Source organism: Bifidobacterium pongonis, from assembly GCF_019331805.1.
Taxonomy (GTDB): domain Bacteria; phylum Actinomycetota; class Actinomycetes; order Actinomycetales; family Bifidobacteriaceae; genus Bifidobacterium; species Bifidobacterium pongonis.
The window spans coordinates 1-24,050 of sequence record NZ_JAHBBE010000019.1 but is presented as its reverse complement, the minus strand read 5'-3'; the positions used below and the strand labels follow the sequence as shown (position 1 = coordinate 24,050).

Below are 24,050 nucleotides of genomic sequence, written 5' to 3'. Positions count from 1 at the left end.
ACGGGCATCGGCCTTCTTGTATATTGATCGGCCATTACATGTTTCCGCGCTTCGGAACCATGATTCGTCTACGACTCATCTACGACTCGCCTACGATGAACATGCGAGATCCGCAGCTTTGCGCCCGCATCATGCCTTCTCGGCGATGAACGCCAGCGGATTGTCGATGAAGCGGCGCAGCCCCACCTCCGCGGCGCCATACAGCGCGGGATGGTCGGCGACGGGCGGCATGGACACGCTCACCTGCATATCCGAAGCCCCCAGCACCTGCGTCTGCAGACGCTTCTCAAGCGTCTCGTAGAACGACTGACCGAAGTTGATCCACCATCCGCCCAGCAGCACGGTGTCCACATCCGTCAGGTTCACCGCCGAACCGATGGCCGAAACCAACGCATCGACGGCCCGTTCGACGGCCTTCACCGCCTGCGGGTCATCCGCATGCCACGCGTCCAGCAGCCTGTCGAGCGCCGCCACGGTGGACGCCTCATCATCGCTCGTCGCCACACCGGATTCCCGCACCAGCGCACGGCGACCGGCGTACGCCTCCAGGCACCCCCTGCGCCCGCAACGGCACAACGGCCCGTCCAGCGACACCGACGTATGGCCGATCTCGCCTGCGAAGCCGTGGGAACCGGTCACCACCTCGCCGTCACGCACGAGCGCACCGCCGATGCCGATATCGCAGGACAGGTACAGGAAGGAATCGGTGCAGTCGACCGCATCCAAGTAGTCGGCACGCACGCACGCATAGCCGGGAATCTGCGCGATGGCGGCCATCTTCGCCTCGTTGCCCGGCACCACGTCGTATTTGCGCATGACATCGAACGCCGTCAGATCGACGTTCTCCCAGCCGAGGTTGCGGGCCATAAGCAGTTGCTTTCTGGACGTGACCAGACCCGGCAGTGCGCATGCCGCGCCCGCGACGAGGCAACCCTTGCGCTTCAGCTTGCGCTCCACGGAGGCCGCCATGGTGCCCAGCCTGGAGAACACGTCCTCCGGCGCCACACCGCTCATATCCGCATCCACCCACTCGTGGCACAGCGTGTCGCGGTTGATATCCAGCGCGACGCAGCCGTAACCGTCGGTGTTGACCTGCATACCGATGCCGCACACGCGCCCTCCGGCCACCGCCAGCGGCGTCGACGGACGCCCGTAGTTCGACGAGCTCTGCGGCTCGCCCTCCTCCACGACACCGGCGTCGATCAGCATCGATACCAGCAGCGACATCGTGGCCTTGGTCAGGCCGGTCTCCTTGGCAAGGTCGGCGCGGCTCATCGGCGAGGAGGCACGCAGCAGCGTGTCGATCACCACCGAAAGATTGTGGTTGCGCAGATCATCCTGATTGATCCTGCGAAGGGAAGCCATAACCGTTCCTCACTTTGCCTTGTCGCTTGCGTTTTTCCGCATCGAATATGCCGAACCGATGGTTCGGGACGCTTATTGATGCTACACTACCATAGTATAGTTCATTCATCTAACTATAGACCGTGCGCCGCTGGCGAACGGCATGCGCAAGGAGGCAATACACATCATGGCACAGACTCTGGTGGCCGGCGTCGACACCTCGACCCAATCCTGCAAGGTCCGCGTGACGGACGCCGAAACCGGCGAACTGGTCCGCTTCGGGCAGGCCAAGCACCCGAACGGCACATCCATCGACCCGTCCTACTGGTGGGAGGCGTTCCTTCAGGCCGCACAGCAGGCAGACGGACTGGACGACGTGGCCGCGCTGGCAGTCGGCGGCCAGCAGCACGGCATGGTGATCCTCGACAAGCAGGGCAACGTGATCCGCGACGCCATGCTGTGGAACGACGTGAGCTCCGCACCGCAGGCCGCCGCCCTGATCGAGAAGATGGGCGAAGCCCCCGCCGAAGCGGGCGAACCGGACGACCCGATCGCCCGCGGCAAGCAGCGTTGGGTGAAGGCCGTGGGTTCCTCCCCCGTCGCCTCCTACACGCTGACCAAGGTGGCGTGGGTCGCCGAAAACGAGCCCGAAAACGCCAGGAAGATCGCCGCCATCTGCCTGCCCCACGATTGGCTGAGCTGGCGCATCGCGGGCTACGGCCCCGTCGCCGAAGGCGAGGATGCCCACCTCGACGCGCTGTTCACCGACCGCTCCGACGCCTCCGGCACCATCTACTACGACGCAGCATCGAACGAATACCGCCGCGACCTGATCGCCATGGTGCTCGAAGCCGCCGAAGGAGCCGAAGCCGCCAAAGCCCATGCGGACGCCATCGTGCTGCCCTCCGTGCTCGGCCCGCGCGACGCGGCACCCGTCAAGGCCGATCCCGCCATTGCTGGCGCGAACGTCAGCGGCGGCTGCATCCTCGCCCCCGGCGGCGGCGATAACGCCATGGCCTCGCTCGGCCTGGGCATGGGTGTCGGCGACGTCTCCATCTCCCTGGGCACTTCCGGCGTGGCCGCCGCCATCTCCGAAAACCCGACCTACGATCTGACCGGAGCTGTCTCCGGCTTCGCCGACTGCACCGGCCACTACCTGCCGCTCGCCTGCACCATCAACGGCTCGCGCATCCTCGATGCCGGCCGCGCGGCGCTCGGCGTGGACTACGACGAGCTCGCCCGGCTCGCCTTCGCCTCCAAACCCGGCGCCGGCGGCATCACGCTGGTGCCCTACTTCGACGGCGAGCGCACCCCCAACCGCCCCGATGCCACCGCCACGCTTTCCGGCCTGACCTTGGCCAACACCACGCGCGAGAACATGGCCCGCGCCTTCGTGGAAGGCCTGCTGTGCTCCCAGCGCGACTGTCTGGAGCTCATCCGTTCCCTCGGCGCCGAGATCTCCCGCATCCTGCTCATCGGCGGCGGCTCGAAATCCGAAGCCATCCGCACGCTCGCACCGAGCATTCTGGGCATGGACGTGACCCGCCCCGCCACCGACGAATACGTGGCCATCGGCGCCGCGCGACAGGCCGCATGGGTGCTGTCCGGCGAGGCCGAGCCGCCCGCATGGAAGCTCACCATCGACGGCGTGGAAACCGGAGAGCCGACCGAAGCCGTATACGAGGCCTACGCGAAGGCTCGCGGCTGATCGGCCAGCCGAAGAGAAAAACGTAAGGGTGGCATCACGCTTCGTGCGTGATGCCACCCTTACGTTTCGCCCCACATTCCTCACCGCAACAGGTTCAGAAACAACACTCCGCGACGACATCATGACAGATACGGAGCATATAGCGGGATCCTCTATCTAGCACTCTGCATCCGCCTTCCTCGCTACTCCAACGGCGTGCGATCCCACTGGTCAGCACACGGAACAGTGCGCAAACCACGCGAACTGACAATAAGCAACGCGCTAACAAGCATCACCGCCCAGAATGCCAGCATTGCCCCACGGAACCCAAGTACGGGCAGCAAGCTTCCAGCAGTGGCCGAGCAGAACGCCGAAAGTGCTTGAGCTGGCACACTGAGCGTCACGGTGATGCGCCCCTGCATCACATCAGGCGTCTTACTGAACACGAATCCAAGCAGCAACGCGTTAATAATCGGGAATGGCAGACACATCGCAGCATCCGCGACGATCAACACCCAATAATTGTCGGTAAACAACATCGGCAACGATGCAATGCAAATGAACACGAATCCGCAGCATGTCACAGGGCCGACCGGCGCGATGGCGCTGATTCGCCCAGCCACGAACGCACCTGTGAGCGTCGCGAGGAACACGCCCGTATTCACGAAACCAATGAGCGTCGCATTCACGTTTACGCGCATCAAATGGAGCTGAATCGCATACTGGAAACCGTTGACTCCGAAATTCACCAGTGCGGACGACACCATCGTCAGCACCAGCATCTTGCGGTGCAGCGACCATGACCACCCTTCGACAAAATCACGAAAGAACGATGCTCCCGTACGAGAGCCATCGGATTGCCGCGCAGCCGTCATGCTCTCGCCGTCTCCATCAGCACAGGATGTGGTTCTCTCGCAATGTCCCTCAGCCTTATCGTTCTTCGATATCCCGGTAGATCGAATGCATGCGGCAGCCACACCGGCCAGCAAGTACATGACCGATGCCAACAGGAACGGCAGCCAAGGGGCGATACCGTACAGCAAACCGCCCACCGGGCTACCTGCCATGTTGATAGTCGCGTCACGCCCCTCGTTGAGACTGCGCGCCTTGGGATACGAGCGAACATCAACGATGGACTTGAGCATCGCATCCGACGCGGGACCGAGAAACCCGTTGACTGCAGATTCCAACACCGCGATAACAAGCAGTATGGAGAAAACAAGTCTATTTGTCATGAGGAGCGCAGCGACTGCTCCCCAGCAGACGACACCCACAACCGCATTCACGACGATCAGGGCCCTGCGGTCATGACGGTCAGCGAACGTGCCTCCGAATATGGCAGTCACCTGCTGCGCAATCGCAGCCAACGACCCCAGCCAACCTGCGGCTACAGTCGATCCCGTCAGATTGAAACCGATCAAAGAAACCGCCAAATACCGTAAGGCCACGCCTACGGCTGTCGCGCTGTCCGCCGTAAACCACAGCAGATAACCCGGAATATCCCATAACTTACAATCAGAAGCCTGCACGTCGGAAGCACCAGCTTGTTTACCCATGATTCACCCCAAATGTTCATCAGTAAGTTCGCACCGGCAGGAAACGTTGCTTTCAATAACATCTATGGGAAACATGCTGATCCGTATCAAAACCAAAACCATTCCGGACTGTTTCACATGCCATTTACAGCGCCCCCTCCATAAGCATTTCCAAATCTATCCCCCATCGCCGAAAATACCACTTTTACCGAGGGCGAACATCATTGCCAGTTGTCGCGATTCAATTGGTAATTGAAGCTTTATACACCTCAATCGCAAAATGCTTAATTGCATGATTCGGGGCAAGCGGCACAGGGCGACCGCAACGACCAGCCACCGCCTCCGATCCATCCGACGGTCCAGCGGACTTGAGAGGAGACGGAACACCCCGTACGCGTCAGAGAAGGCCCTCGACTTCGGCGAAGGCGGGATCATGTTCGGGGATCTCGCGAATCACATGCGCGGGATTGCCGACGGCTATCGAATTTTCGGGGATGTCGCGCGTGACCACGGACCCCGCGCCGATAATGGAATTCGCCCCGATCGTGACGCCGGGCGTGACCGTGACGTTCGCGCCGAACCACACGTTGTCGCCGATCGTCACCGGTGAGGCGTGCTCCCACCCCGCCAATCTGGTCGCCGCATCCTTGGCATGGTTCGGAGTGGCGATGGTGCACCGCGGGCCGATCAGGCAGTTCTCGCCGATGGTCACGTACCCGCCACCCACGATGAGGAAATCCTTGTTGAGGAACGTCCCGCGCCCAATCGTCAGACCGATGCCGTAATCGATGTTGAACGGCGGCGTGAACTGCACACCTTCCCCCGCGTCGGGGATGAGCTCGTGGAACAGACGGTAGGCCTCGTCGGGATCGTCGAAGAAGATGCGGTTGATCGTCGCGCACGTCTGCATGGCCTGGCCGGTGAATTTCGGCAGCGACCGCGATTTGCGGTATTGCGTGGGCTTGCCGGTGAACAATTTGGTCAGATCCTCATCCGAGGCGATCATCCTCTCGGTTTCGCTGGTCATGGTTTCTCCTTGGCGGGGCGGTATGGGCGCTGGCTTCCGCCCGGCATCGCGCCACCCTTGCATCGAACTTCTGGTTGCGGCGTATTCGGCAGCGGCACGCGCGGAACCGGCACGCACGGAACCAAAACCGGAACCGACGTCGGCATACGCCGCGCATATGACATGAGGCCGCCCGCGCGAATGGTGTGTGCAACGCGGGCGACCTCATGGGAACTAGGAAGGAAAAGGGAGGCGAATCGGAGGGGAGCCCGATTCGCTCCCGGTCCCTTAAGCGGGACCGGGCTGTAGGCGATGGGCCGGGGAACCGTGACCCCGACCCATCAGGGTCACGCCTCGGCCAGAGCCTCGACGATGTAGTTGTTGATGGTGGCCTTGACGGACTCCAGGTGATCGGACTTGGTGGCCTCGATGAGCTTGGCCTGCGGGATGTCCAGAGCGTACTCCTCCAGGGAGGCCAGGGTCGCGGTGCCGTCCTCAACGGTCGCGCCGATGCCGGAATCGTAGGAGCTGTAGCGCTCGGCCTGCAGGTTCTCGATGAACTTGTCCTCGTGCATCTTGGCCGCGACCAGCAGACCGGCGGCGAAGGCGTCCATACCGGCGATGTGGGAGCGGAACAGATCCTCGGCGTAGAAGGAGGTACGGCGCGGCTTGGCGTCGAAGTTCAGGCCACCGTGGGGGCCGATCTGGCCTGCGGCGAGGACTTCCCACATGACGGTGGAGGTCTCGTACAGGTCGGTCGGGAACTCGTCCATATCCCAGCCGATGAGCTTGTCGCCCTGGTTGGCGTCCAGGGAGCCGAGCACGCCGGCTTCGCGGGCGGTGCGGATCTCGTGCTGGTAGGTGTGACCGGCCAGGTTGGCGTGGTTGCCTTCGAGGTTCAGCTTCATGAAGTCGATGTCGTAGGTCTTCAGGAAGGCGATGGCGGTGGATGCGTCGAAGTCGTACTGGTGCATCGTCGGTTCCTTGGCCTTCGGCTCGATGAGGAACTGGGCGTCCAGGCCGATCTCCTGAGCGTACTCATGGCACATGTGGAAGAACTTGGCCATGTGCTCCTGCTCACGCTTCATCTGGGTGTTCCACAGGTTCTCGTAGCCTTCGCGGCCGCCCCAGAACACATAGTTCTCGGCGCCCAGGCGCTTGGCGATCTCCAGGGAGTGCTTCAGCTGACCGCCTGCGTAGGCGTAGATGTCGGCGAACGGTGAGGTGGAGGCGCCGGAGACGAAGCGCGGGTTGGTGAACAGGGAGGAGGTGTTCCACAGCAGCTTGACGCCGGTGGCCTTCATGTTCTCTTCGATCTTGTCGACGACCTTGTCGAGGTTCTTGTTGGTCTCGCGCAGGGTGTCGCCTTCGGGGGCGATGTCGCGATCGTGGAAGCAGAAGTACTCGACGCCGAGCTTCTGGAAGAATTCGAAGGCGTAGTCGACCTTGGCCAGAGCCTCATCCTCGGCCTTGGCGTACTTGCCGTACCACGGGCGCTGGGCGGTGCCGGTGCCGAACGGATCGACGAGTTCCTGATCGAAGGTGTGCCACCAGGCGACGCCGAAACGCAGCCAGTCCTTCATCTTCTTGCCGGCGACCACGCGGTCGGCGTCGTAGTAGTGGAAGGCCAGACCCTCCTTCGGTCCCTGTTCGCGGCCGACGTACGGAATCTTGTCAATGTCCCACAGACCCATGGGTTGCTCCTTTGCTTTACGGCTTTGCCTTTGCAAGCGTTGCACTTGGTGTACTTCCGGCGGGTTCGTCCCGTCTTGCGATACATAATAAAATGAATTACCTATCTTTGTCAATTCGTTTTACTTTCGGTGTTTCGCCCGGAAAATCAACGATTCTCGCAGGGATGCTAGAGTATGTGTGTTTTATTCAACGAGCAGACGCAAGGAAGCGCCGAAAAGGAGCATCAATGAGCGAACACGTCGACACCATCTGTGTGCAGGGCGGCTACCAGCCGGGCAACGGCGAATCACGCACCCCGCCGATCATCCAGGCCACCACCTTCAAATACCAGTCCAGCGAACAGATGAGCCGACTCTTCGACCTGTCCGAAGCGGGCTACTTCTACACCCGCCTGCAGAACCCGACCAACGACACCGTCGCCGCGAAGATCTGCGAAATGGAAGGAGGCGCGGCCGCCATGCTCACCTCCTCCGGCCAGGCGGCGAACTTCTTCGCCCTGTTCAACATCTGCAACAACGGCGACCACATCGTCGCCTCCTCCGCCATCTACGGCGGCACCTTCAACCTCATCAACGTCACCATGCGCAAAATGGGCATCGAATGCACCTTCGTCAGCCCCGACTGCACCGAAGAGGAACTCGAAGCCGCATTCCGCCCGAACACCAAAGCCGTGTTCGGCGAATCCATCTCCAACCCGGCGCTCATCGTGCTCGACTTCGAAAAGTTCGCGAACGCCGCCCACCGCCACGGCGTGCCGCTGATCGTGGACAACACCTTCCCCACCCCAATCAACTGCCGCCCGTTCGAATACGGCGTCGACATCGTGACCCACGCCACCACCAAGTACATGGACGGCCACGGCTCCTGCGTGGGCGGCGCAATCGTGGACTCCGGCAACTTCGACTGGATGGCCCACGCCAGCAAATTCCCCGGCCTGACCACCCCGGACGAGTCCTACCACGGCGTCACCTACGCCACCGAATTCGGCAAGGCCGCCTACATCACCAAGGCCACCGCGCAGCTCATGCGCGACTTCGGATCCACGCCCGCGCCCATCAACTCCTGGATCATGGGCATGCACATGGAATCGCTGGGCGTGCGCATGGAACGCCACTGCGCCAACGCGCAGAAGGTGGCCGAATGGCTCAACGCCGACCCGCGCGTGAGCTGGGTGAGCTACCCCGGGCTGGAAGGCGACAAATACCATGAGCTGGCGCTCAAGTACATGCCGAACGGCACGTGCGGCGTGATCTCCTTCGGCGTGCCCGGCGGGCGCGAGAAAGTCTCCGCCTTCCTCGACCACCTGAAGATGGTGTCCATCGCCACCCATGTGGCCGACGCGCGCAGCTGCACGCTGTACCCCGCGGGCACCACGCACCGCCAGCTCACCGAGGAACAGCTTGAGGAGGCCGGCGTCGGCATCGACTTGGTGCGCCTGAGCTGCGGCATCGAGAACGCCGACGACATCATCGCCGACCTCGATCAGGCGCTCGCCGCGGTGCAGGAGTAAACGGCCGCAAGCCGGGAGGGCGTGAAGCGAGCGGCGTGCACGCTTCCAGGCGGGCTTTCGCCTACATCTCGCCCTATATCTCGCTTATTTGTGGCAGATTTGCCCGGCGTGAAATAACCAGGTGGCTTATATACGGCACCTATTCCCGAATATCCCGGGTATGAGCCGCGTAACGGCGCGGTTCATACCCGGGATATTCCGTTTTCCGTGCCATATATAAGCCACCTAGCACAATGCGGACCCACAAATCCGCCATACATAAGCGAGTTAGCGTCTTTTCGAGCGCGCACCCGCGCCTCTTCACCCTTATGCGCGCATAGGTCGCCCCGAAATGGGCGCAAGTTGAGCGCAACTCGCATGTGATTCACACGCAGCCCGCACCCAAGTGGCGGCAGCCGCCAAAGTCACCAGGCCGCACCCCGACCAGCCTCAGCACCAACAACAGCGGGGCGGGCAAGTCACCGACTTGCCCGCCCCGCCGCGGATACCACGCCTGCTTCCTCACTTCCGGAAAGTCCACCGCCCGGCGAGCATGGTCACCTGCACATGCTCCGGCATCGCCCGCATCTCCTCGGGCGAAGCCGCACGGGAAGGGTCCCGGTCCAGCAGCACCATATCGGCGACGTCGCCCGCCGCCAAAACCGCACGCCCGGTGGCCGCGGACGAGGCCAGCGCCGTGCCGAAATCAAGGCACTGCTCCGGCTGGAACGGCTCACGATCCGAGCTTTCCGTGCCGAACACCGCCGCGGAGATGGCCATCCACGGGTCAAGCGGCGCCACGGGCGCATCCGAGCCCATAAGCAGGCGCGTACCGGCATCATGCAGCGCCTTGAACGCATAGGGCACGCCGGCCGGATTCCCCCAGAACCGGGCGATCACATCGCGATCGTCCATGGCATGCTGCGGCTGGATGCTCGCGGCGAGCCCCAGCTTGGCCAATCGCGGAATATCGGTGGGTTTGAGCATCTGGGCGTGCTCGATGGAGCCGCGCGCCTTGGAGCGTTCGGCGCAATCCAACACGATGGTGTTCGCCTCGTCGCCGATGGCATGGCAGGCGATGTCGAACCCGTGACGCGCCGCCACGAACATGTAGCATTCGACCTGTTCCGGCGTATAGCTCATCGTGCCGAACGTCTCCGGTTCGATGCCCGAATACGGCGTCGAACAGTAGGCCGACCTCGTGTTCAGCGAGCCGTCGGAGATGAGCTTCATCGCGCCGACATGCCCCAGGCCATCGCTCCCCGGCAGCTCGTCGCCCGTATGCCAGCCGTCGTTGATGGCCTGCTGCAGACGTTCCGGGTATACGCCGGCCTGCACGCGCAAACCGTTGATGCCCCTGTCGAAGCGGGCGATCCATGTATCGATGTTCTCGGCCATCTCGTAGTCGCGCACGCCGACGATGCCCTTGCCAGCGGCATCGAGTTCGGCGTTGCGCAGCAGGTGGTCCAACTCCTCGGCTGCTCCCGGCGCATCGTCGAGCTTGCAGTAGGCGTCGAACCATTCCAGCTCGCCTACGAGCCCGGACTCGCCCACCTGCACGCCAAGCTTGCGCGCGGCGGCGGAATTCACCCATCCGCAGTGCATGTCGGCGCTGGACAACGCCACCGGCTGATCGCCCGTGACCGCGTCGATGGCGGCAAGTGTGGGCTGCTCATCGTCGGCCCACAACGAATGGCGGAACCGCATGCCCACCACATACCGGTCGGGGTTGAGCCGCCCTTCGGCGCGCAGATCGTCGAGGTGGCGACGCAGCATCTCCATCGCCTCATGCGCGCTGCGGGCGTTGAGCAGATCAAGCCGTCCCAGTGTGTACGACCATTGCGTGAAATGCGTGTGGCAATCCCACAAGCCTGGGATGATCCACATGCCTTCGGCGTCGAATACCGGCAGATCGCGTTCATGTTCCGCGATTCCCGGCGTTATGCTTTCGATCCGTCCTTCACGGATTATGATGTTCACCGGCTCATCGGAGCCGAGGGGTCTTACGTTCCGGATATATAGCGTTTCGCTCACGGCCGTATGGTCCTCTCTTTGTTTTCCTCTTCCAACGTGCCATGATATGCCTCCCCTCCGTGAAACGCCGCGTACTTCCTACAGTGCGGAATCCGCGAGCGCCGGGTACGAGGCGCCCTCGGAGCGCCGCCCGCGTGGGAGACCGGCGAGCGCGGCACGGCGCTGTATGCTGGGGAACGTACCTACGGCAAGGCGGCGTGACATGGACAATGACGACTACACGGCCAAAATGACCGAGCTGATACAGCTCATGCGCATCATCGGCAACGATACGCAGCAGTGCGAGGTCAAGGAGTGCGCGCATAAGATCAGCACCACCATCACCGACACATTGTCGGCGTTCTCGAACGGCAACGGCGGCTATATCATTCTCGGTCTGAGCGAGAAGAACGGTTTCACCCCGGTGGAGGGGTTCAACGCGCGTTCCATGCAGGAGTCGCTCAGCCAGGCCTGCGAGAAGCTCACGCCCACGGTGCGCCCGATCATCGTGACCTGCCCGTTCGAGGGCGCGAATCTGGTGTTCGCCGTGGTCGACGAGATGCTGCCGCGCGAGAAACCTTGTTATTTCACCGCGGCCGGCCCATATAACGGTTCGTATATCCGCACGGGCGACGGCGATCGACGCATGACCACCTATGAGGTGGACCGTCTGTTGGAGGAGCAGCGTCAGCCGGAGCATGACGTCGTCATCGTCGGGGATGCCACGCCGGATGACCTGTCCCCCAACCTGGTGCGGGCGCTGCTTGACAACGAGCGCAACACCCACCGGCATGTCTTCGACGGCATGAGCGATGAGGAGATGCTGCTCGACCTGCGCGTGCTGGGCCGCGACGACGATTCGGTGCCGCATCCCACGCTGGCCGGCCTGTTGGCGCTTGGCCGCTACCCGCAGCGCTGCTACCCGCGGTTGAACATTTCGGCCGCGCTGTTCCCGGGCGTCTCGCGTGACGAGGTGTTCTCCACGGGGCGTGAATTGGTGCGTACTGCGGTGTTCGTGGGGCCGATTCCGACCATGGTTGCCGATGCGGTCGATACGTTGATGGATTGGAGCGGCGGCGTGACCGGCGCGGCAACCGCCCGCCCGCCGTATGTGAGAGCGGTGTTGCGTGAAACCATTTCCAACGCGCTCATCCACCGCGATTATTCGCCTGACGCGGTGGGCACGCCGGTGCATGTCGACATGTTCCCGGATCGTATCGAGATCACCAATCCGGGTGGCCTGTTCGGCGCGGTGACGAAGCATACGATGAAGCACCCGGTTTCCAGTTCCACGCGCAACCCGTTCCTGTTCTCCCTGCTGCGTTCCGTCCCTTACCCGGGCGACGGCATGGTGCTGCGCGACAACGGCACCGGCTACCGCCGTATCGAGGCGATGCTGCGCAGCGAGCATCGTCCGGCCGCGCGAATCGACAATTCGATCGATTCGTTCCGCGTCACGATTCCCGCATGCCGGTCCGGGCTGGCCGGATAGCCACGGCGGGAACATGCCATAGGATGTGATGGTGTCGGAACCGTGCGGCGTGCAGTCGCCGCGGCACCATGGAAAGGATGCGTATGCAGCGTGCAATCATGACTTCGATCCCGTTTCTGAGCCAGCCGTCCGAGGAGGCGCGCAATACCGCCGAGGATCTGGCGGTGGCGGAGGATCTGCGCGATACGCTCGACGCGCACCGCGAAGGGTGCGTCGGCATGGCCGCCAACATGATCGGCGTCTCGAAGCGCATCATCGCGTTCGTGGATGAGGAGCTTGGCGGGCGTATCACCGTCATGTTCAATCCGCGTATCACGGCGGCGGACGGCGCGTACGATACCGCCGAAGGATGCCTGTCGCTCAGGGGCGAGCGCCGGACCGTACGCCATCAGCGCATCGAGGTCACGTATTGCGATCGCAGGTTCCGTGAGCATCATGCCGCGTTCACCGGGTTCACCGCGCAGATCATCCAGCATGAGATCGATCACTGCGACGGCGTCATCATCTAACCGTTTCCGGCGATGCGCCCGGCAGGGACGCCATCCGCCCAGATCGGCCTGACCGGCCATGCCATGTCTGGCCGATCTGGGCGGATCCGGTCAGTGACCGACCGGGTCCGGCATGGCATGGTATTGCGGTTTGCCGTATAGGTCGAACAGCACATCGTCAAGCTCCCGCATGAGTTCCACCGGCGCGGGCCTCGATTTCAGCATGCTTCCTTTCGCGAACGCCGCCAGCTTACGACCATCGGTTTCGCTCTCGTCGGCGCATCGTTCGATGAATTCGGCCATCAGCGGCGTCATGGCGTCCACGTTGCTTCTTCCTACGGCTCCGGTGAAATCGAACAGCCCCACCATGTGCTTGGACGGCTGCACGACCACTCGCCGGCCGAGTTCCGGCACGTCGAGGCCGGCCGTTTCCAAGGCGCCGCCGAGAAACACGAGCCGTTTGAGCACCCACGCGGCGTCTCGCCCTGTCAGCTTGCCCAGCGCACCGAGCGTCCAGCCGTCATCCATCAGCCCGCGTTCCACTCGCACTGCGGAGTGCAGACCGTCGGCCTGTGGAATCATGACGGGCGAGACGCGTCCGCCGACGTCGACGGGAGACCCGCTGACCAGGCGGTTCAGCTTCTTCACAAGCCTGCCGATATCACCCCCGTTTGGGCCGCCTGCGCTTCTGGTTACCGACAGCCACCCGCCGGGGGTTGTGAACAGGACGCTGGACTCGGTGCGGAGCACTTCCGTCGGCTTCGTTGTTGGTTTGGGAGCAGCAGCGGTGCTCCCGGGCTTGCCGTCATGCGCCGTCAGCCAATCCTCCCATAGCGCGTTCAGTCGCGCGGCCGCGGCGGTGGCTTCCGGGGACGGGTCCACGTCCGGGTGCACGGCCCGCATGAGCCTGCGGTATTTGTTGATGGCGCGTTTTCTGATGGGCGGAAATAATGCGTCGGCGTCCGCCGCGGCATTGATCTCGTCAATGGTCTCGTTAGACATAATCAGCTCTCCCGTAAAACGACTGGGGCTGGTAAAGACCCAGCCCCAGTGTGGATAACGGCTATCGGCTACAGGCCAAGGTCGCCATACGAGTCGTCGACCGGCACTACAGCGTTCCCGCCGTCGGCGTCCGCAGTCCCGTACATGCCTTTGGTGGCATCGACGGCCGCGAGCGCTTGGGATTCTCTGAAGCCGGATGCCATCAGATCCTCGGGCAGGGTTGCGTAGTCCGTGGTTTCCTCCATCGCGCCGATGATGGACACGATGGTGGCCGGAGCCTCGTGGCCGTCACTGATCTTGATGACGCGTTCGGAGCCAAGCAGGTCCTTGTAGCAGCTTTCGGAACGCTGGCGCTTGGCGGCGCCGTTATCGATGAGCAGGAACCACACGTTCCACTTCTCCTGCAGCTTGCGGAACGCCTCGGCCGCCGTCACGTTCGAGGGGTCGGGCGACCCCATGAAGTCGCGGATCTGGCTTGCCTTGAGGTCGAGGGCCTTCTCGTCGCCGATGAAGAAGCAGTACCCTTTCCTGCCACGCTTCTCCCACGCGTCGGTCCGCGTGTTCTCGGCGAGGTACAAGGCGGCCAGGGTGGACGTCTCGCCGCCGTTACCGCCGCCACCTCCCTCGATGAACACGTTATCCAGCTCGTCGTCGATCCTGTTGTCGGATTCGAACTGCCCGACCTGGAGCGGCACGTCGTCGCAATAGGCGTCGCCGTACGCCACGATACTGATCTGCGGATCGGGAACGATGTCCTTGCGGACGAGCATGCCGAACACGTTTTTCAGATCGGATTGCAGGTACGACGGGTTGCTGCCCATGCTGCCGGTCACGTCGAACGCTATGGCGATCGACGTGGATTCGGGGTGTTCGTTGCTGTCCCTGGATTCCCTGATTGTGGGATTCCCTTCCTTCAGCGGGTCGAGGGACTCGTGCGCCTTCCGGATTCCGGTCCGGAACGCTTCGCTTGTGTAGCCGAACGTGGATCCGGAACGCATCTTGGCTCCGGTGACCCTATCGTACGTGCTTGAACTCCAACTACCGCCACCCATGATGGTGCCTCCTTGTACAGCCCGGCTGTGCAGACAGCGGGGCGTCTTATATTGTTCATATTCAGTTATGAGATTCGTTTGGGCGGGTCGGTCCGCGACTTCCTTCAAAGGTCAGTCCGCGACTTCCGCCACAGGCCGTTCCGTCCAGTCGGACAGCACGGCACCGGCCCCATCCATCACGATGGGAGCGTTCGCCGTCTTGGAAATGGCCTTGAGTACGGCATCCAATCCCATTTCCTCGATGACGGGCTTCGCTTCGCGCAATGGTGCGTAGACGTTCTCCGGGTCGAAGCCGGCGTCATCATCGCGGCGGCGTATGCCGTCGTCGGCGGCCAGAGCGTAATCGCCCGGCTGCACCGGCTCGCCATCCGCGTTCTCCCATCTGGTGATGGCCTTCCCGGGGTACAGGTCCTCGCATGAGACGCTGAGAACGTCCGGCTTCACCAAACCGGCGCTGTATTCCAGCATGGGCAGGTCAAGCAGACCGGTTCTGAACGCCCCTTGCCACACCCCGGTACCGTTGTCCGTCTCATCCACGTCACACGTGCCTTCGGGCGGGAACGGCCCGTTCCCATGGCGCGTGGAGTAGGTGCGCGTGCAGCCGACCACCAGCGGGGCCGGCAGCGAGGCGCGCTCGGACAGCTCCCTGGCGTTCCCGGCATCCATCCAGCCGTAGGTCACGTGCGGAAAGAAACCGTAGCGCAGGTCGAGCAGAATGCCCTGGGACCCTTCGAACACCACGGCGCCGGGAGTCCACCGGTAGTCCTCCAACGCCTCCCATGCGGGGATGAATTCGGCGCCACCGGCGGTGAAATCGCCGTACATCAGGTGAAGCTCGGTGGCCTGATCTTCCGCCTGTTCCTTGGTGTAATGGAAATCCATCCCCCAACGCTCGCCCAGCCATTCGGCCTGCGCCCGCATCTTGTCGGCGAGCAGGAACGGCCTCGCCAGGTCGAACGCCGTGGGAATGGCGTCCACGGAACCAGCTTCCCGCATGGCCAGCTCGTAATCCCTGGCCACACCTACGCCCATTCCCGTCGACCCGTGACGTCTGCCGATCTTCGCCCGTGTTGTTTCGAGCATCCTATTGCACTGCGCGTGCACGGGGAGCAGCAAGGGGGTCTTGGGATCCACGCTCAGCAGAGGGAGCGGATTGTTGCCGGTCTGCGCGATCAGCGCGGTGGTTTCCTTTGCCAAGGCGTAGGGCTGAAGAAGCGTGTGTTCGGACAGTATGGTGGCGGCACCAGTGAGAGTACCCGCGCCTAGTTGGCTGAACGTGTGATGCAGCACCTTGCCGTCAGACGTCGTCACCCTCACGTTGTGGGCCGCTTGCGGTCCACCGTTGTAGCGCACTACCACGGACCTACCGTAGCCAGCTTGGGCTTGCTGCGCGAGGAAGGCGGTCGTCATGCCTTTCCCCTCGTCACCATAGCCTAGCCCGACTACGCACTTGGGCCTATTCATCCCATACATAGTTTTTCGTCTCCATCTTGTGTATGCAACGGATCTTTTTCAAGACCGGTCGCGTGAACCAGATTTGTTAGACGATTGTCAGCGTATACCGCGAACCGCGAAAAGCAAAATCACGACACGCTGGGGATTCGGGGATTCGGAGATTCGCAGATTCGGGGGGTAAGCGGGATAGGCAGGGTAAGCGGAGATCGCCCGCTTACCCGCACAATCAAAGTCGCATGCGCCTGCAGGCAGGTCACTCCATGGCCAGGCCGCGCTTCCCGGCGACCGAGAACAGTTTCGGGCTGCGGGGATCCGACGGGTCGACGACGCCGACCTCATCCCACAGGACGGCGTACTTCTTGCGGAAGTTGGCACGCTTCATCTCGTGGTAATCCTCGTCGAACAGCGAGGAACGCAAGCGCATGGCGTCGGTCAGCGTGAACTCCTCCGGAAGCGTGTAGAACACGTTGGGCGTCCAAGCGAACTGATCCCGCAGGCGATCGACCACCAGGCTCAGCATCCTCGCATGATCGAACGCGTCCACCACATCGCCCGCCGGAGCCGAATCCGGGGCCGCGGCCACGGCGCCGCCGAGTTCGTCGAGCGCCTCCACCGAATAACCGGCCAACGGTGCCCACACCGCGTCCACACCGTCATTCAGCTCGAGACTCATGGCCTCCGAGGCGTACACCACGTACAGGATGCTCGCCGTCTGCCCGCGCGGATCGCGCTCGATGCCGGTGAACGTGCGAATCTGCTGGATCCTGGCCTCGACTTCCTCGGGGCGTACGAACAACCACGCGAGCTCACGCCGGACGGCTTGACCGGCGCTCCTCTCGTCGGCGTGCAGGAACGTTCCCGGAAGGGACAGATGGCCGCGCCACGGATGGCTTTTACGCCGTACCGACAGGAATTTCAGGGAATCCTCGGCCTGCGTACTCTCATCGTCGTCGTAGGTCAGGATGACGCAATCGATCGTCACATCGGGGCGGACGGAGTCGTACAGGCTCCTACCCTCCTCACGCCACCATTCGGCCCATTCATCGTACGAGGCTTCCCGCTCGTACCATTCCTTCCCGCGATCATTACCCATCGAAACAGTCTTCCTATCGTGTGCCTACCATGAGCCCGACAACATGGGCTGATGGTGATTACCATGCCAACCGCATCATTGTACGATTTGCGGCGGAAAGCGGAACGGTACGCGCTGCGGCAGCGGGGCAACGATACGAGCCGCGACGGGAGTCTTCACGCACCGCCGAACCGTGTGCCCGACCGCGCGACTTTCGCATACGCGGCCGTGTAGATGGGGTATGGGATAATCGCACGTGGTATTGTGCGTGGGTTGCGTTCCGGGATCCATTCGCGGATCATCCGTTGACCGCTCATGCAACACGCTGGAATTCCAACGTTTCTTAAGGATGGAACACAACATTGGCTGAATTTGTATATCAGATGATCAAGGCCCGCAAGGCCTTCGGCGATCGTGTGATTCTCGACGACGTGACCCTGAGCTTCCTGCCGGGCGCGAAAATCGGCGTGGTGGGCCCCAACGGCATGGGTAAGTCCACGCTGCTGAAGATCATGGCCGGCCTGGAGACCGTGAGCAACGGCGAAGCGACCCTCACCCCTGGCTACACCGTGGGCATCCTGCAGCAGGAGCCGCCGCTGGACGACACCAAGACCGTGGGCGAGAACATCAAGATGGCGTTCGGCCCGATCGCGGACAAGGTCGCGCGTTTCAACCAGATCGGCGAGGAGATGGCCAATCCGGACGCCGACTTCGATGCCCTGATGGAAGAGATGGGCAAGCTGCAGACCGAGATCGACGCCGCGAACGGTTGGGATCTCGACTCCCAGCTCGATCAGGCCATGGACGCCCTGCAGTGCCCGGATCCGGACACCCCGGTCAACGTGTGCTCCGGTGGCGAGCGCCGCCGTGTGGCACTGTGCAAGCTGCTGCTCGAAGCCCCCGATCTGCTGCTGCTCGACGAGCCCACCAACCACCTCGACGCCGAATCCATCCTGTGGCTGGAGCAGTTCCTGCACCAGTACAAGGGCGCCGTCATCGCCGTCACCCACGATCGTTACTTCATGGACAACGTGGCCGAATGGATCTGCGAGGTCGATCGCGGCCACCTGTACCCGTACAAGGGCAACTACTCCACTTACCTGGAGACCAAGGCCAAGCGTATGGAGATCCAGGGCGCCAAGGACGCCAAACTCGCCAAGCGCCTCAAGGACGAACTCGACTGGGTCCGCTCCTCGCCGAAGGCCCGTCAGGCCAAGAACAAGGCCCGTCTGGAACGTTACGACCAGATGGAGCAGGAGGCACGCAACAGCAAGAAGCTCGACTTCTCCGAAATCCAGATTCCGGCCGGCCCGCGCTTGGGCTCCCAGGTGCTGGAAGCTACGCACATCCACAAGGCGTTCGGCGACCGCGTGCTCATCGACGATCTGAGCTTCACCCTGCCGCGTAACGGCATCGTCGGCGTGATCGGCCCGAACGGCGTCGGTAAGTCCACGCTGTTCAAGACAATCGTCGGCCTCGAACCGCTGACCAGCGGCGAGCTGAAGATCGGCGACACCGTCAAGATCAGCTATGTCGATCAGAACCGTGCCGGCCTTGATCCGAACAAGAACCTGTGGGAGGCCGTGTCCGACGGTCTCGACTTCATCGAGGTGGCCGGCGTCGAAGTGCCGACCCGCGCCTACGTGGCCAGCTTCGGCTTCAAGGGTTCCGACCAGCAGAAGCTCACCGGCGTGCTGTCCGGCGGCGAGCGCAACCGTCTGAACCTGGCGTTGACCTTGAAGCAGGGCGGCAACCTGCTGCTGCTCGATGAGCCTACGAACGATCTTGATGTGGAGACCTTGGAATCGTTGGAGAACGCGCTGCTGCAGTTCCCCGGCTGCGCCGTGGTCATCTCCCACGACCGTTGGTTCCTCGACCGCGTCGCCACGCATATCCTCGCGTGGGAAGGCGATGATGAGAACCCGGCCAAGTGGTACTGGTTCGAAGGCAACTTCCAGGCCTACCAGGAGAACAAGGTCGCACGTCTGGGCGAGGATGCGGCGCGTCCGCACCGTCTGCACAAGAAGCTCGTGCGCGGCTGATTTCCCGCTTTCGTAGAACCAGAATGGCGGCCTTCCATATGGAGGGCCGCCATTCGGTCATTCTGGGCGCACACCGCCCGCACACGGCCCGCGCATGGCCCGCGATCACGCTGCGAACGCACCGCAACCACCCTGCGATCACGCCGTTAACACCCCCGCAATCGCGCCGCGTACCGTAACACCGTCACAACATATCAGGCCGGGCCTGTGTAACACGTGCGGTATAGAGTGGCTGCATCGAATAAACCAATCGAACCAACGTCGAATCGAGAGATAGCATGACCCAAGAAGCCCTCACCCCATTGGAGCATATCGTGAAGGTTCTGGCTCTCGGCACCCCGTCCGAATACCGCAGTCACACGTATATCAACGGCGAAAGCATGTACTTCCCCACGGGCCGCGTCTACGGCGGCCAGGTCATCGCGCAGTCGCTGATGGCCGCCGCCAAAACCGTCTCCCCCTCCCGCCTGCCGCATTCCGTCCACGGCTATTTCGTCGCCCCGGGCGACATCCACCAGGATCTGCTGTTCGATGTGGAATCGTTGAGGGACGGCCGCTCGTTCTCCGCCCGCCGCGTGAACGTCACGCAGGCCGAGGGTTCCATCCTGACCGCGATCGCGAGCTTCCAGGAGTCCGGTCAGACGGGCGTGGAGTTCGCCGACCCGATGCCGGAGGATGTGCCGGATCCGGAAACGCTGATGAGCGCCAAGCAGCTGATGGAACCGTATTCGGAGAAGTCGCCGTTCGCCCGTTTCTACGCGCAGCAGTCGCCGTTCGATATCCGCCATGTCACGCCCACCGTGATGCTCGCGCCCGATAAGGCTTCCGCCGAAGCCGATTCCGGCAGGCAGATGGTGTGGATGCGCAGCGATGGCCGGGTGGATGTGCCGCAGACCATGCATCGTGCGCTGCTCGCGCTCGGCTGCGATCAGGTGATGATGGAACCCGTGCTGCGCCGCGCCGGGCTGAGCATCACCACGCCGGGTATTTCGTATGCGTCGATCGACCATTCGATGTGGTGGTACCGTGACGTGGATATCAACGAATGGCATCTGTACGTGCAGGATACGCCGACCGCCGCGCATGGGCGTGGCCTGTGCGAGGCGAAGGTCTATTCGCAGGATGGCGAGCTGGTCGCGGTGATCGCGCAGGAGGCCATGCTGCGCGTGCCGCAGGCGTGATGCCGGGGCGCTGATCGCAGCCATACGCGAACGCGGGAGGCGGCGGATTCGTTATGTGACGAGTCCGCCGCCTCCCGCGTTTACGTGTCGTGCGCGTGCGCTCCGTGCACGTGTGCCGAACCGTTCAGCGCACGGTTTTGGCCGCAGCACCGGCGAGGCCGCCCTGCCGCTGCTGCTCCTTCATCTTGGGGCTTTCCGGCCCTTCGTTGGGCGGCAGCTGGCACAGCCACTCCCCCACGAAGCCGATGATCATATCCGCCAGGCATACGGCGGCGGTCACCGCGCATTCGAGCACCGCATGCTCGTAGAACGAGCCTTCGATATGGGAGATGGTGGGGATGATCTGCCCGCCGTACCATCCGGCGAGCGCCGCGCCCGCCAGAATCATCGACTTGCACAGCACGAGCGTGTTGAACGCGACCGAAGGGTTCACGAAGGTTTTCGGTCGTTTCTTCGGATCGGTCGTGGCGTATTTGTGCACGTTCAAGGCCAGGACCAGCGCCACCACGCCGATCATGACCAGTACCGCGGCCACGAACCACGGCGTGCCGATCAGCGTCAGGCCGGTGCTTTCGCCCAACACCGCGATGCCCGCGCCGGCGATCAGTCCGAGCACCAGCGCGACGGCGGCATGCCACCAGGGCGTCCTATGCGCGTTCATCGTCGCTTCTCCCTCCCAAATCCGGTTTCCTCATTGCTCTACTCAATCGTTAGGTCGTTCAATCGTTCGGTCGTTCAGTCATGCAATCGTTCGCGCGTTTCGTCATTCCGCGTCGGCGCCGAAGATCCACGCGTCGCTCAGCATGCCCACGCGCCCGGCGTCCTGCGCCATCGCCAGCAGGAACGATACCGGGTCGCCGTCCAGCGTGGCGTTGGGATCCATGTCCATCCACGGGGCGAGCACCGCGGCGCGTTTGCCTGCGGACGGCCAGGGCACACGGCAGTCCGGCTCATCCGAAACGACGCCCTGCATATCGACCAGATCGAGGTCGACCGCCTTGCCATGCATGGATTCGATGGCCTCCAAGGCTTCGATGAGTTCGCGCGGACCGAGTTTGGTGAGGATCTGCACGACGGCGCTCATGGCGTCGGGGCCGTCGAGGTTGCCGACATGGTACAGGGGCGAGATGCCCTCGACCTGACTGCCGGGGATGCCGTCGATGGTCACAATCGCCTCGCGGAACAGGTTCTCGGCCTCGGTGGAGACGGATTCGAGCGAGATGACGGCCGTTCTGGCCTGCAGGCCGTCCGATGCGCCCGCAGTGCCGGCGGAGGCGCCGGAAGCGCCGGGACCGCCGTCGGCGGCATGCCTCGGCTGGCGTTTGCTCTGGCTGTCATGCTTGCCTTGACCGTCGCGTTTGGCGTCACGATCGGCATTGCGCTTGGCATCACGGCCGGTTTCACGCTTAGCCTTTCGATCGATGCCATGCCGGGAGCCTCGCGTGCCCGAACCACCGCTCAGCCAATCCGACGCCACGAATTCGACGGGCGGCTCATCCGCCTCGTCGAGCAGACCATCGGCAAGCTCGCCCACCGGACCGCCATGCATGCCCGGCAGATCGGCCTCCGGGTCGAGCGCGGCCCACGGCACCAGCACGAAGGCCCGCTGCCATGCGCGCGGATGCGGCAGGGTGAGCGCCGTATCATCCGATTCCACACCGTCGTAATCGATGATGTCCAAGTCGAGCGTGCGGCTGGACCAATGCGTTTCACGCTTGCGGCCGTGGTCGTTTTCGATTCCGTGCAAGCCGTCGAGCAGATCGTACGCGTCCAGGGTGGTGCTCACTTCCACCACGGCGTTCAGGAAGTCCGGTGTGCCGTCCGGCATACCCCATGCGACGGTGCGGTACAGCGGCGAAACACCGGTGACCTGCGTGCCGCCGAGCGCGTCGATGCGGCGGACCGCATCACGCAGCGTGGCCTCCACATCGCCCTGATTGCCGCCGATGGCAATGACCGCATGATGGGTGGCAGGTGCGCAACCGGCTTCCTTGGCGTTCTTCCCCGCGTTCCTTTCCGTGCCCTCCTTCGCGTTCTCCTTCGACCGCGTGATGCTGACGGCCACATCGTCGAAAGGCACGGTGATGGGCGCGTGCGGCTTATGCACGGTCACGTCCACCTTGGCGATCGGCGGGATGGCGAGCAGCCGGTCCGCAATGCGTTGCGCAAGATGTTCGATGAGATCGGCGTGCCTGCCTTCGATGACGGCGACAATCTCCTTCGCGGCGCGACCGTAGTCGACGGTGTCGTTCAGGTCGTCGCTCACCCCTGCCGCGGCCAGATCCAGGTACAGCGTGGCGTCGACGATGAACTGTTGCGCACGCTCGTGTTCGAAGTCGAGCACGCCATGCGTGCCGTTGGCGCGTACGCCGGTGAGAACAATCCTGTCCATGGAATCCTTTCCGCATGCGCCGGGCGCATGCCCTTGCCCGCCGAAATCGCCGGGCCTTTCGAAACCGTCTGTCTTACCGAAAACCGTCTGCGTTATTGGAGCCGTTCAGCCGCCGGAACAGTCAAAACAGCCGGAACGGCCACTTATCGCTGCGCGTAGGCCCGCCAGACGTCGCCCACCGCAACCGCCGCGCGGGAACGTGCCACGTCATGCACGCGCACCGCCCACGCGCCATGCTCGGCGCTCAACGCCGACATCGCGGCCGTGGCGTCGTCGCGCGCATCCATGCCGACCTGCTCGAAGCCGGCATCGGCGAGCAGCGCGGAGACGAAACGCTTGCGGGACTGCCCGATAAGCACCGGGTAGCCGGTGCCGGTGAACGTATCAAGCCCGGCCAGCAACGGCATGTTGTGTTCCACGCCGGGCTTGGAGAATCCAAGACCCGGGTCGATGATGATCCGTTCGGGGTTCACGCCCGCCGCGATCACCGCGTCGACCTGCCGCATGAGTTCGTCGCGCACGTCGGCGAGCACGCCATGCTCGTAGTGGGAGGTGTCGGCGTCCGGCGTGGAGCCGTGCGATCCGGCAAGCCAGCCGCGCCAATGCTGCACGATGTACAGGCATTCGTGATCGGCCACGACGTGCGGCAGTTCCTTGTCCAACGTGCCGCCGGACACGTCGTTGATGATCTGCGCGCCGAGTTCCAGCGCTCCGGCGGCCACGCTCGCTCGCGTCGTGTCGATGGACAGCACCGCGCCTTCGGGGATCAGCGCCTCGACCGCTCCCCTGATCCGGGCCAGCTCGTCCTCTTCGGATACGCGCTTGGCGCCCGGTCTGGTGGATTCCGCGCCAATGTCGATGATGTCCGCGCCGGCGGCCATCATGTCACGGCCATGTTCGGCGGCTTTGGCCGGGTCGAGCCATAGGCCTCCGTCGGAGAAGGAATCCTCGGTGATGTTCAGCACGCCCATCACGAGCGTGCGTTCGGTGTTGCGGATCGATTGCGGTTCGGTCATTGCCGTCCCTTCCTGACAAACCTGAAAACGTGGAATCTGGGAGTCTGAAAGCCTGAAAAGTGTGGGAGTGCCGGCGGCGATGCGCGGCA

18 protein-coding genes are annotated in these 24,050 nt (G+C 63.2%); 6 read left to right on the top strand and 12 right to left on the bottom strand.

The features are described 5' to 3' along the window. Positions 1 to 129: 129 nt before the first annotated feature. Complete coding sequence (locus KIH75_RS05910; protein ID WP_219055851.1) at positions 130 to 1,365, bottom strand: ROK family transcriptional regulator; 1,236 nt, start codon at positions 1,363 to 1,365, stop codon at positions 130 to 132. A 166-nt stretch (positions 1,366 to 1,531) separates the two neighbouring features. Between KIH75_RS05910 and KIH75_RS05905 the strand changes: the two genes are divergently transcribed. Beyond that, positions 1,532 to 3,052, top strand: a complete 1,521-nt coding sequence (locus KIH75_RS05905; protein ID WP_219055850.1) for a xylulokinase — start codon at positions 1,532 to 1,534, stop codon at positions 3,050 to 3,052. A 182-nt stretch (positions 3,053 to 3,234) separates the two neighbouring features. Here the strand turns inward: KIH75_RS05905 and KIH75_RS05900 are convergent, their stop codons facing one another. The 3 genes from KIH75_RS05900 to xylA form a co-directional block, all read right to left on the bottom strand. Beyond that, complete coding sequence (locus tag KIH75_RS05900; RefSeq protein ID WP_219055849.1) at positions 3,235 to 4,587, bottom strand: MFS transporter; 1,353 nt, start codon at positions 4,585 to 4,587, stop codon at positions 3,235 to 3,237. Positions 4,588 to 4,963: 376 nt separating this feature from the next. Beyond that, positions 4,964 to 5,593: a sugar O-acetyltransferase gene (locus KIH75_RS05895; RefSeq protein WP_219055848.1), complete on the bottom strand. Its 630-nt coding sequence runs from the start codon at positions 5,591 to 5,593 to the stop codon at positions 4,964 to 4,966. Between the two features lie 326 nt (positions 5,594 to 5,919). Then, complete coding sequence (gene xylA, locus KIH75_RS05890) at positions 5,920 to 7,266, bottom strand: xylose isomerase (protein ID WP_219055847.1); 1,347 nt, start codon at positions 7,264 to 7,266, stop codon at positions 5,920 to 5,922. Between the two features lie 227 nt (positions 7,267 to 7,493). On the opposite strand from xylA, the gene KIH75_RS05885 reads away from it, so the two are divergent. Beyond that, a complete protein-coding gene (locus KIH75_RS05885) occupies positions 7,494 to 8,777 on the top strand; it encodes an O-acetylhomoserine aminocarboxypropyltransferase/cysteine synthase family protein (RefSeq protein WP_219055846.1) in 1,284 nt (427 codons plus the stop codon). Positions 8,778 to 9,278: 501 nt separating this feature from the next. On the opposite strand, the gene KIH75_RS05880 is transcribed toward KIH75_RS05885, so the two are convergent. Further along, the gene (locus tag KIH75_RS05880; protein ID WP_420829181.1) at positions 9,279 to 10,709 is read right to left on the bottom strand and encodes an amidohydrolase; all 1,431 of its coding nucleotides are present in this window, start codon (positions 10,707 to 10,709) and stop codon (positions 9,279 to 9,281) included. Positions 10,710 to 10,992: 283 nt separating this feature from the next. On the opposite strand from KIH75_RS05880, the gene KIH75_RS05875 reads away from it, so the two are divergent. Both KIH75_RS05875 and KIH75_RS05870 read left to right on the top strand, forming a co-directional pair. Continuing rightward, positions 10,993 to 12,261, top strand: a complete 1,269-nt coding sequence (locus KIH75_RS05875; RefSeq protein WP_219055844.1) for an ATP-binding protein — start codon at positions 10,993 to 10,995, stop codon at positions 12,259 to 12,261. Between the two features lie 83 nt (positions 12,262 to 12,344). Next, positions 12,345 to 12,770 carry a peptide deformylase gene (locus tag KIH75_RS05870; protein WP_219055843.1) on the top strand — a complete coding sequence of 142 codons (426 nt, stop codon included), beginning with the start codon at positions 12,345 to 12,347 and terminating at the stop codon, positions 12,768 to 12,770. Positions 12,771 to 12,860: 90 nt separating this feature from the next. On the opposite strand, the gene KIH75_RS05865 is transcribed toward KIH75_RS05870, so the two are convergent. From KIH75_RS05865 to KIH75_RS05850, 4 genes are all read right to left on the bottom strand, one after another. Further along, complete coding sequence (locus KIH75_RS05865) at positions 12,861 to 13,751, bottom strand: hypothetical protein (RefSeq protein ID WP_219055842.1); 891 nt, start codon at positions 13,749 to 13,751, stop codon at positions 12,861 to 12,863. Positions 13,752 to 13,819: 68 nt separating this feature from the next. Further along, complete coding sequence (locus KIH75_RS05860) at positions 13,820 to 14,803, bottom strand: hypothetical protein (protein WP_219055841.1); 984 nt, start codon at positions 14,801 to 14,803, stop codon at positions 13,820 to 13,822. A 111-nt stretch (positions 14,804 to 14,914) separates the two neighbouring features. Next, on the bottom strand, positions 14,915 to 16,267 hold the full coding sequence (locus KIH75_RS05855; protein WP_274608102.1) for an adenylosuccinate synthetase: 1,353 nt from the start codon (positions 16,265 to 16,267) through the stop codon (positions 14,915 to 14,917). A 244-nt stretch (positions 16,268 to 16,511) separates the two neighbouring features. Next, positions 16,512 to 17,351 carry an NUDIX domain-containing protein gene (locus tag KIH75_RS05850; protein ID WP_219055839.1) on the bottom strand — a complete coding sequence of 280 codons (840 nt, stop codon included), beginning with the start codon at positions 17,349 to 17,351 and terminating at the stop codon, positions 16,512 to 16,514. Positions 17,352 to 17,692: 341 nt separating this feature from the next. Between KIH75_RS05850 and ettA the strand changes: the two genes are divergently transcribed. Together ettA and KIH75_RS05840 are read left to right on the top strand one after the other, a co-directional pair. Further along, positions 17,693 to 19,372, top strand: a complete 1,680-nt coding sequence (gene ettA / locus KIH75_RS05845) for an energy-dependent translational throttle protein EttA (RefSeq protein ID WP_219055838.1) — start codon at positions 17,693 to 17,695, stop codon at positions 19,370 to 19,372. A 278-nt stretch (positions 19,373 to 19,650) separates the two neighbouring features. After that, positions 19,651 to 20,553 (top strand): acyl-CoA thioesterase, encoded by a 903-nt coding sequence (locus KIH75_RS05840; protein WP_219055837.1) that lies wholly within the window; start codon positions 19,651 to 19,653, stop codon positions 20,551 to 20,553. A gap of 124 nt (positions 20,554 to 20,677) precedes the next feature. Here the strand turns inward: KIH75_RS05840 and KIH75_RS05835 are convergent, their stop codons facing one another. From KIH75_RS05835 to folP, 3 genes are all read right to left on the bottom strand, one after another. Beyond that, the gene (locus KIH75_RS05835) at positions 20,678 to 21,214 is read right to left on the bottom strand and encodes a DUF3180 domain-containing protein (RefSeq protein WP_219055836.1); all 537 of its coding nucleotides are present in this window, start codon (positions 21,212 to 21,214) and stop codon (positions 20,678 to 20,680) included. A 102-nt stretch (positions 21,215 to 21,316) separates the two neighbouring features. Further along, a complete protein-coding gene (gene folK, locus KIH75_RS05830; protein ID WP_219055835.1) occupies positions 21,317 to 22,945 on the bottom strand; it encodes a 2-amino-4-hydroxy-6-hydroxymethyldihydropteridine diphosphokinase in 1,629 nt (542 codons plus the stop codon). 143 nt (positions 22,946 to 23,088) lie between these two features. Next, the gene (folP, locus tag KIH75_RS05825) at positions 23,089 to 23,961 is read right to left on the bottom strand and encodes a dihydropteroate synthase (RefSeq protein ID WP_219055834.1); all 873 of its coding nucleotides are present in this window, start codon (positions 23,959 to 23,961) and stop codon (positions 23,089 to 23,091) included. Positions 23,962 to 24,050: the final 89 nt, after the last annotated feature.

Bases quoted from the DNA above. Each gene is read 5' to 3' on its own strand.
- KIH75_RS05865 (WP_219055842.1), bottom strand. From the start codon at position 13,751: ATGTCTAACGAGACCATTGACGAGATCAATGCCGCGGCGGACGCCGAC.
- KIH75_RS05900 (WP_219055849.1), bottom strand. From the start codon at position 4,587: ATGGGTAAACAAGCTGGTGCTTCCGACGTGCAGGCTTCTGATTGTAAG.
- KIH75_RS05910 (WP_219055851.1), bottom strand. From the start codon at position 1,365: ATGGCTTCCCTTCGCAGGATCAATCAGGATGATCTGCGCAACCACAAT.
- KIH75_RS05895 (WP_219055848.1), bottom strand. From the start codon at position 5,593: ATGACCAGCGAAACCGAGAGGATGATCGCCTCGGATGAGGATCTGACC.
- KIH75_RS05875 (WP_219055844.1), top strand. From the start codon at position 10,993: ATGGACAATGACGACTACACGGCCAAAATGACCGAGCTGATACAGCTC.
- KIH75_RS05855 (WP_274608102.1), bottom strand. From the start codon at position 16,267: ATGAATAGGCCCAAGTGCGTAGTCGGGCTAGGCTATGGTGACGAGGGG.
- KIH75_RS05835 (WP_219055836.1), bottom strand. From the start codon at position 21,214: ATGAACGCGCATAGGACGCCCTGGTGGCATGCCGCCGTCGCGCTGGTG.
- KIH75_RS05870 (WP_219055843.1), top strand. From the start codon at position 12,345: ATGCAGCGTGCAATCATGACTTCGATCCCGTTTCTGAGCCAGCCGTCC.
- folP (WP_219055834.1), bottom strand. From the start codon at position 23,961: ATGACCGAACCGCAATCGATCCGCAACACCGAACGCACGCTCGTGATG.
- KIH75_RS05860 (WP_219055841.1), bottom strand. From the start codon at position 14,803: ATGGGTGGCGGTAGTTGGAGTTCAAGCACGTACGATAGGGTCACCGGA.
- KIH75_RS05885 (WP_219055846.1), top strand. From the start codon at position 7,494: ATGAGCGAACACGTCGACACCATCTGTGTGCAGGGCGGCTACCAGCCG.
- folK (WP_219055835.1), bottom strand. From the start codon at position 22,945: ATGGACAGGATTGTTCTCACCGGCGTACGCGCCAACGGCACGCATGGC.
- KIH75_RS05840 (WP_219055837.1), top strand. From the start codon at position 19,651: ATGACCCAAGAAGCCCTCACCCCATTGGAGCATATCGTGAAGGTTCTG.
- KIH75_RS05850 (WP_219055839.1), bottom strand. From the start codon at position 17,351: ATGGGTAATGATCGCGGGAAGGAATGGTACGAGCGGGAAGCCTCGTAC.
- xylA (WP_219055847.1), bottom strand. From the start codon at position 7,266: ATGGGTCTGTGGGACATTGACAAGATTCCGTACGTCGGCCGCGAACAG.
- KIH75_RS05905 (WP_219055850.1), top strand. From the start codon at position 1,532: ATGGCACAGACTCTGGTGGCCGGCGTCGACACCTCGACCCAATCCTGC.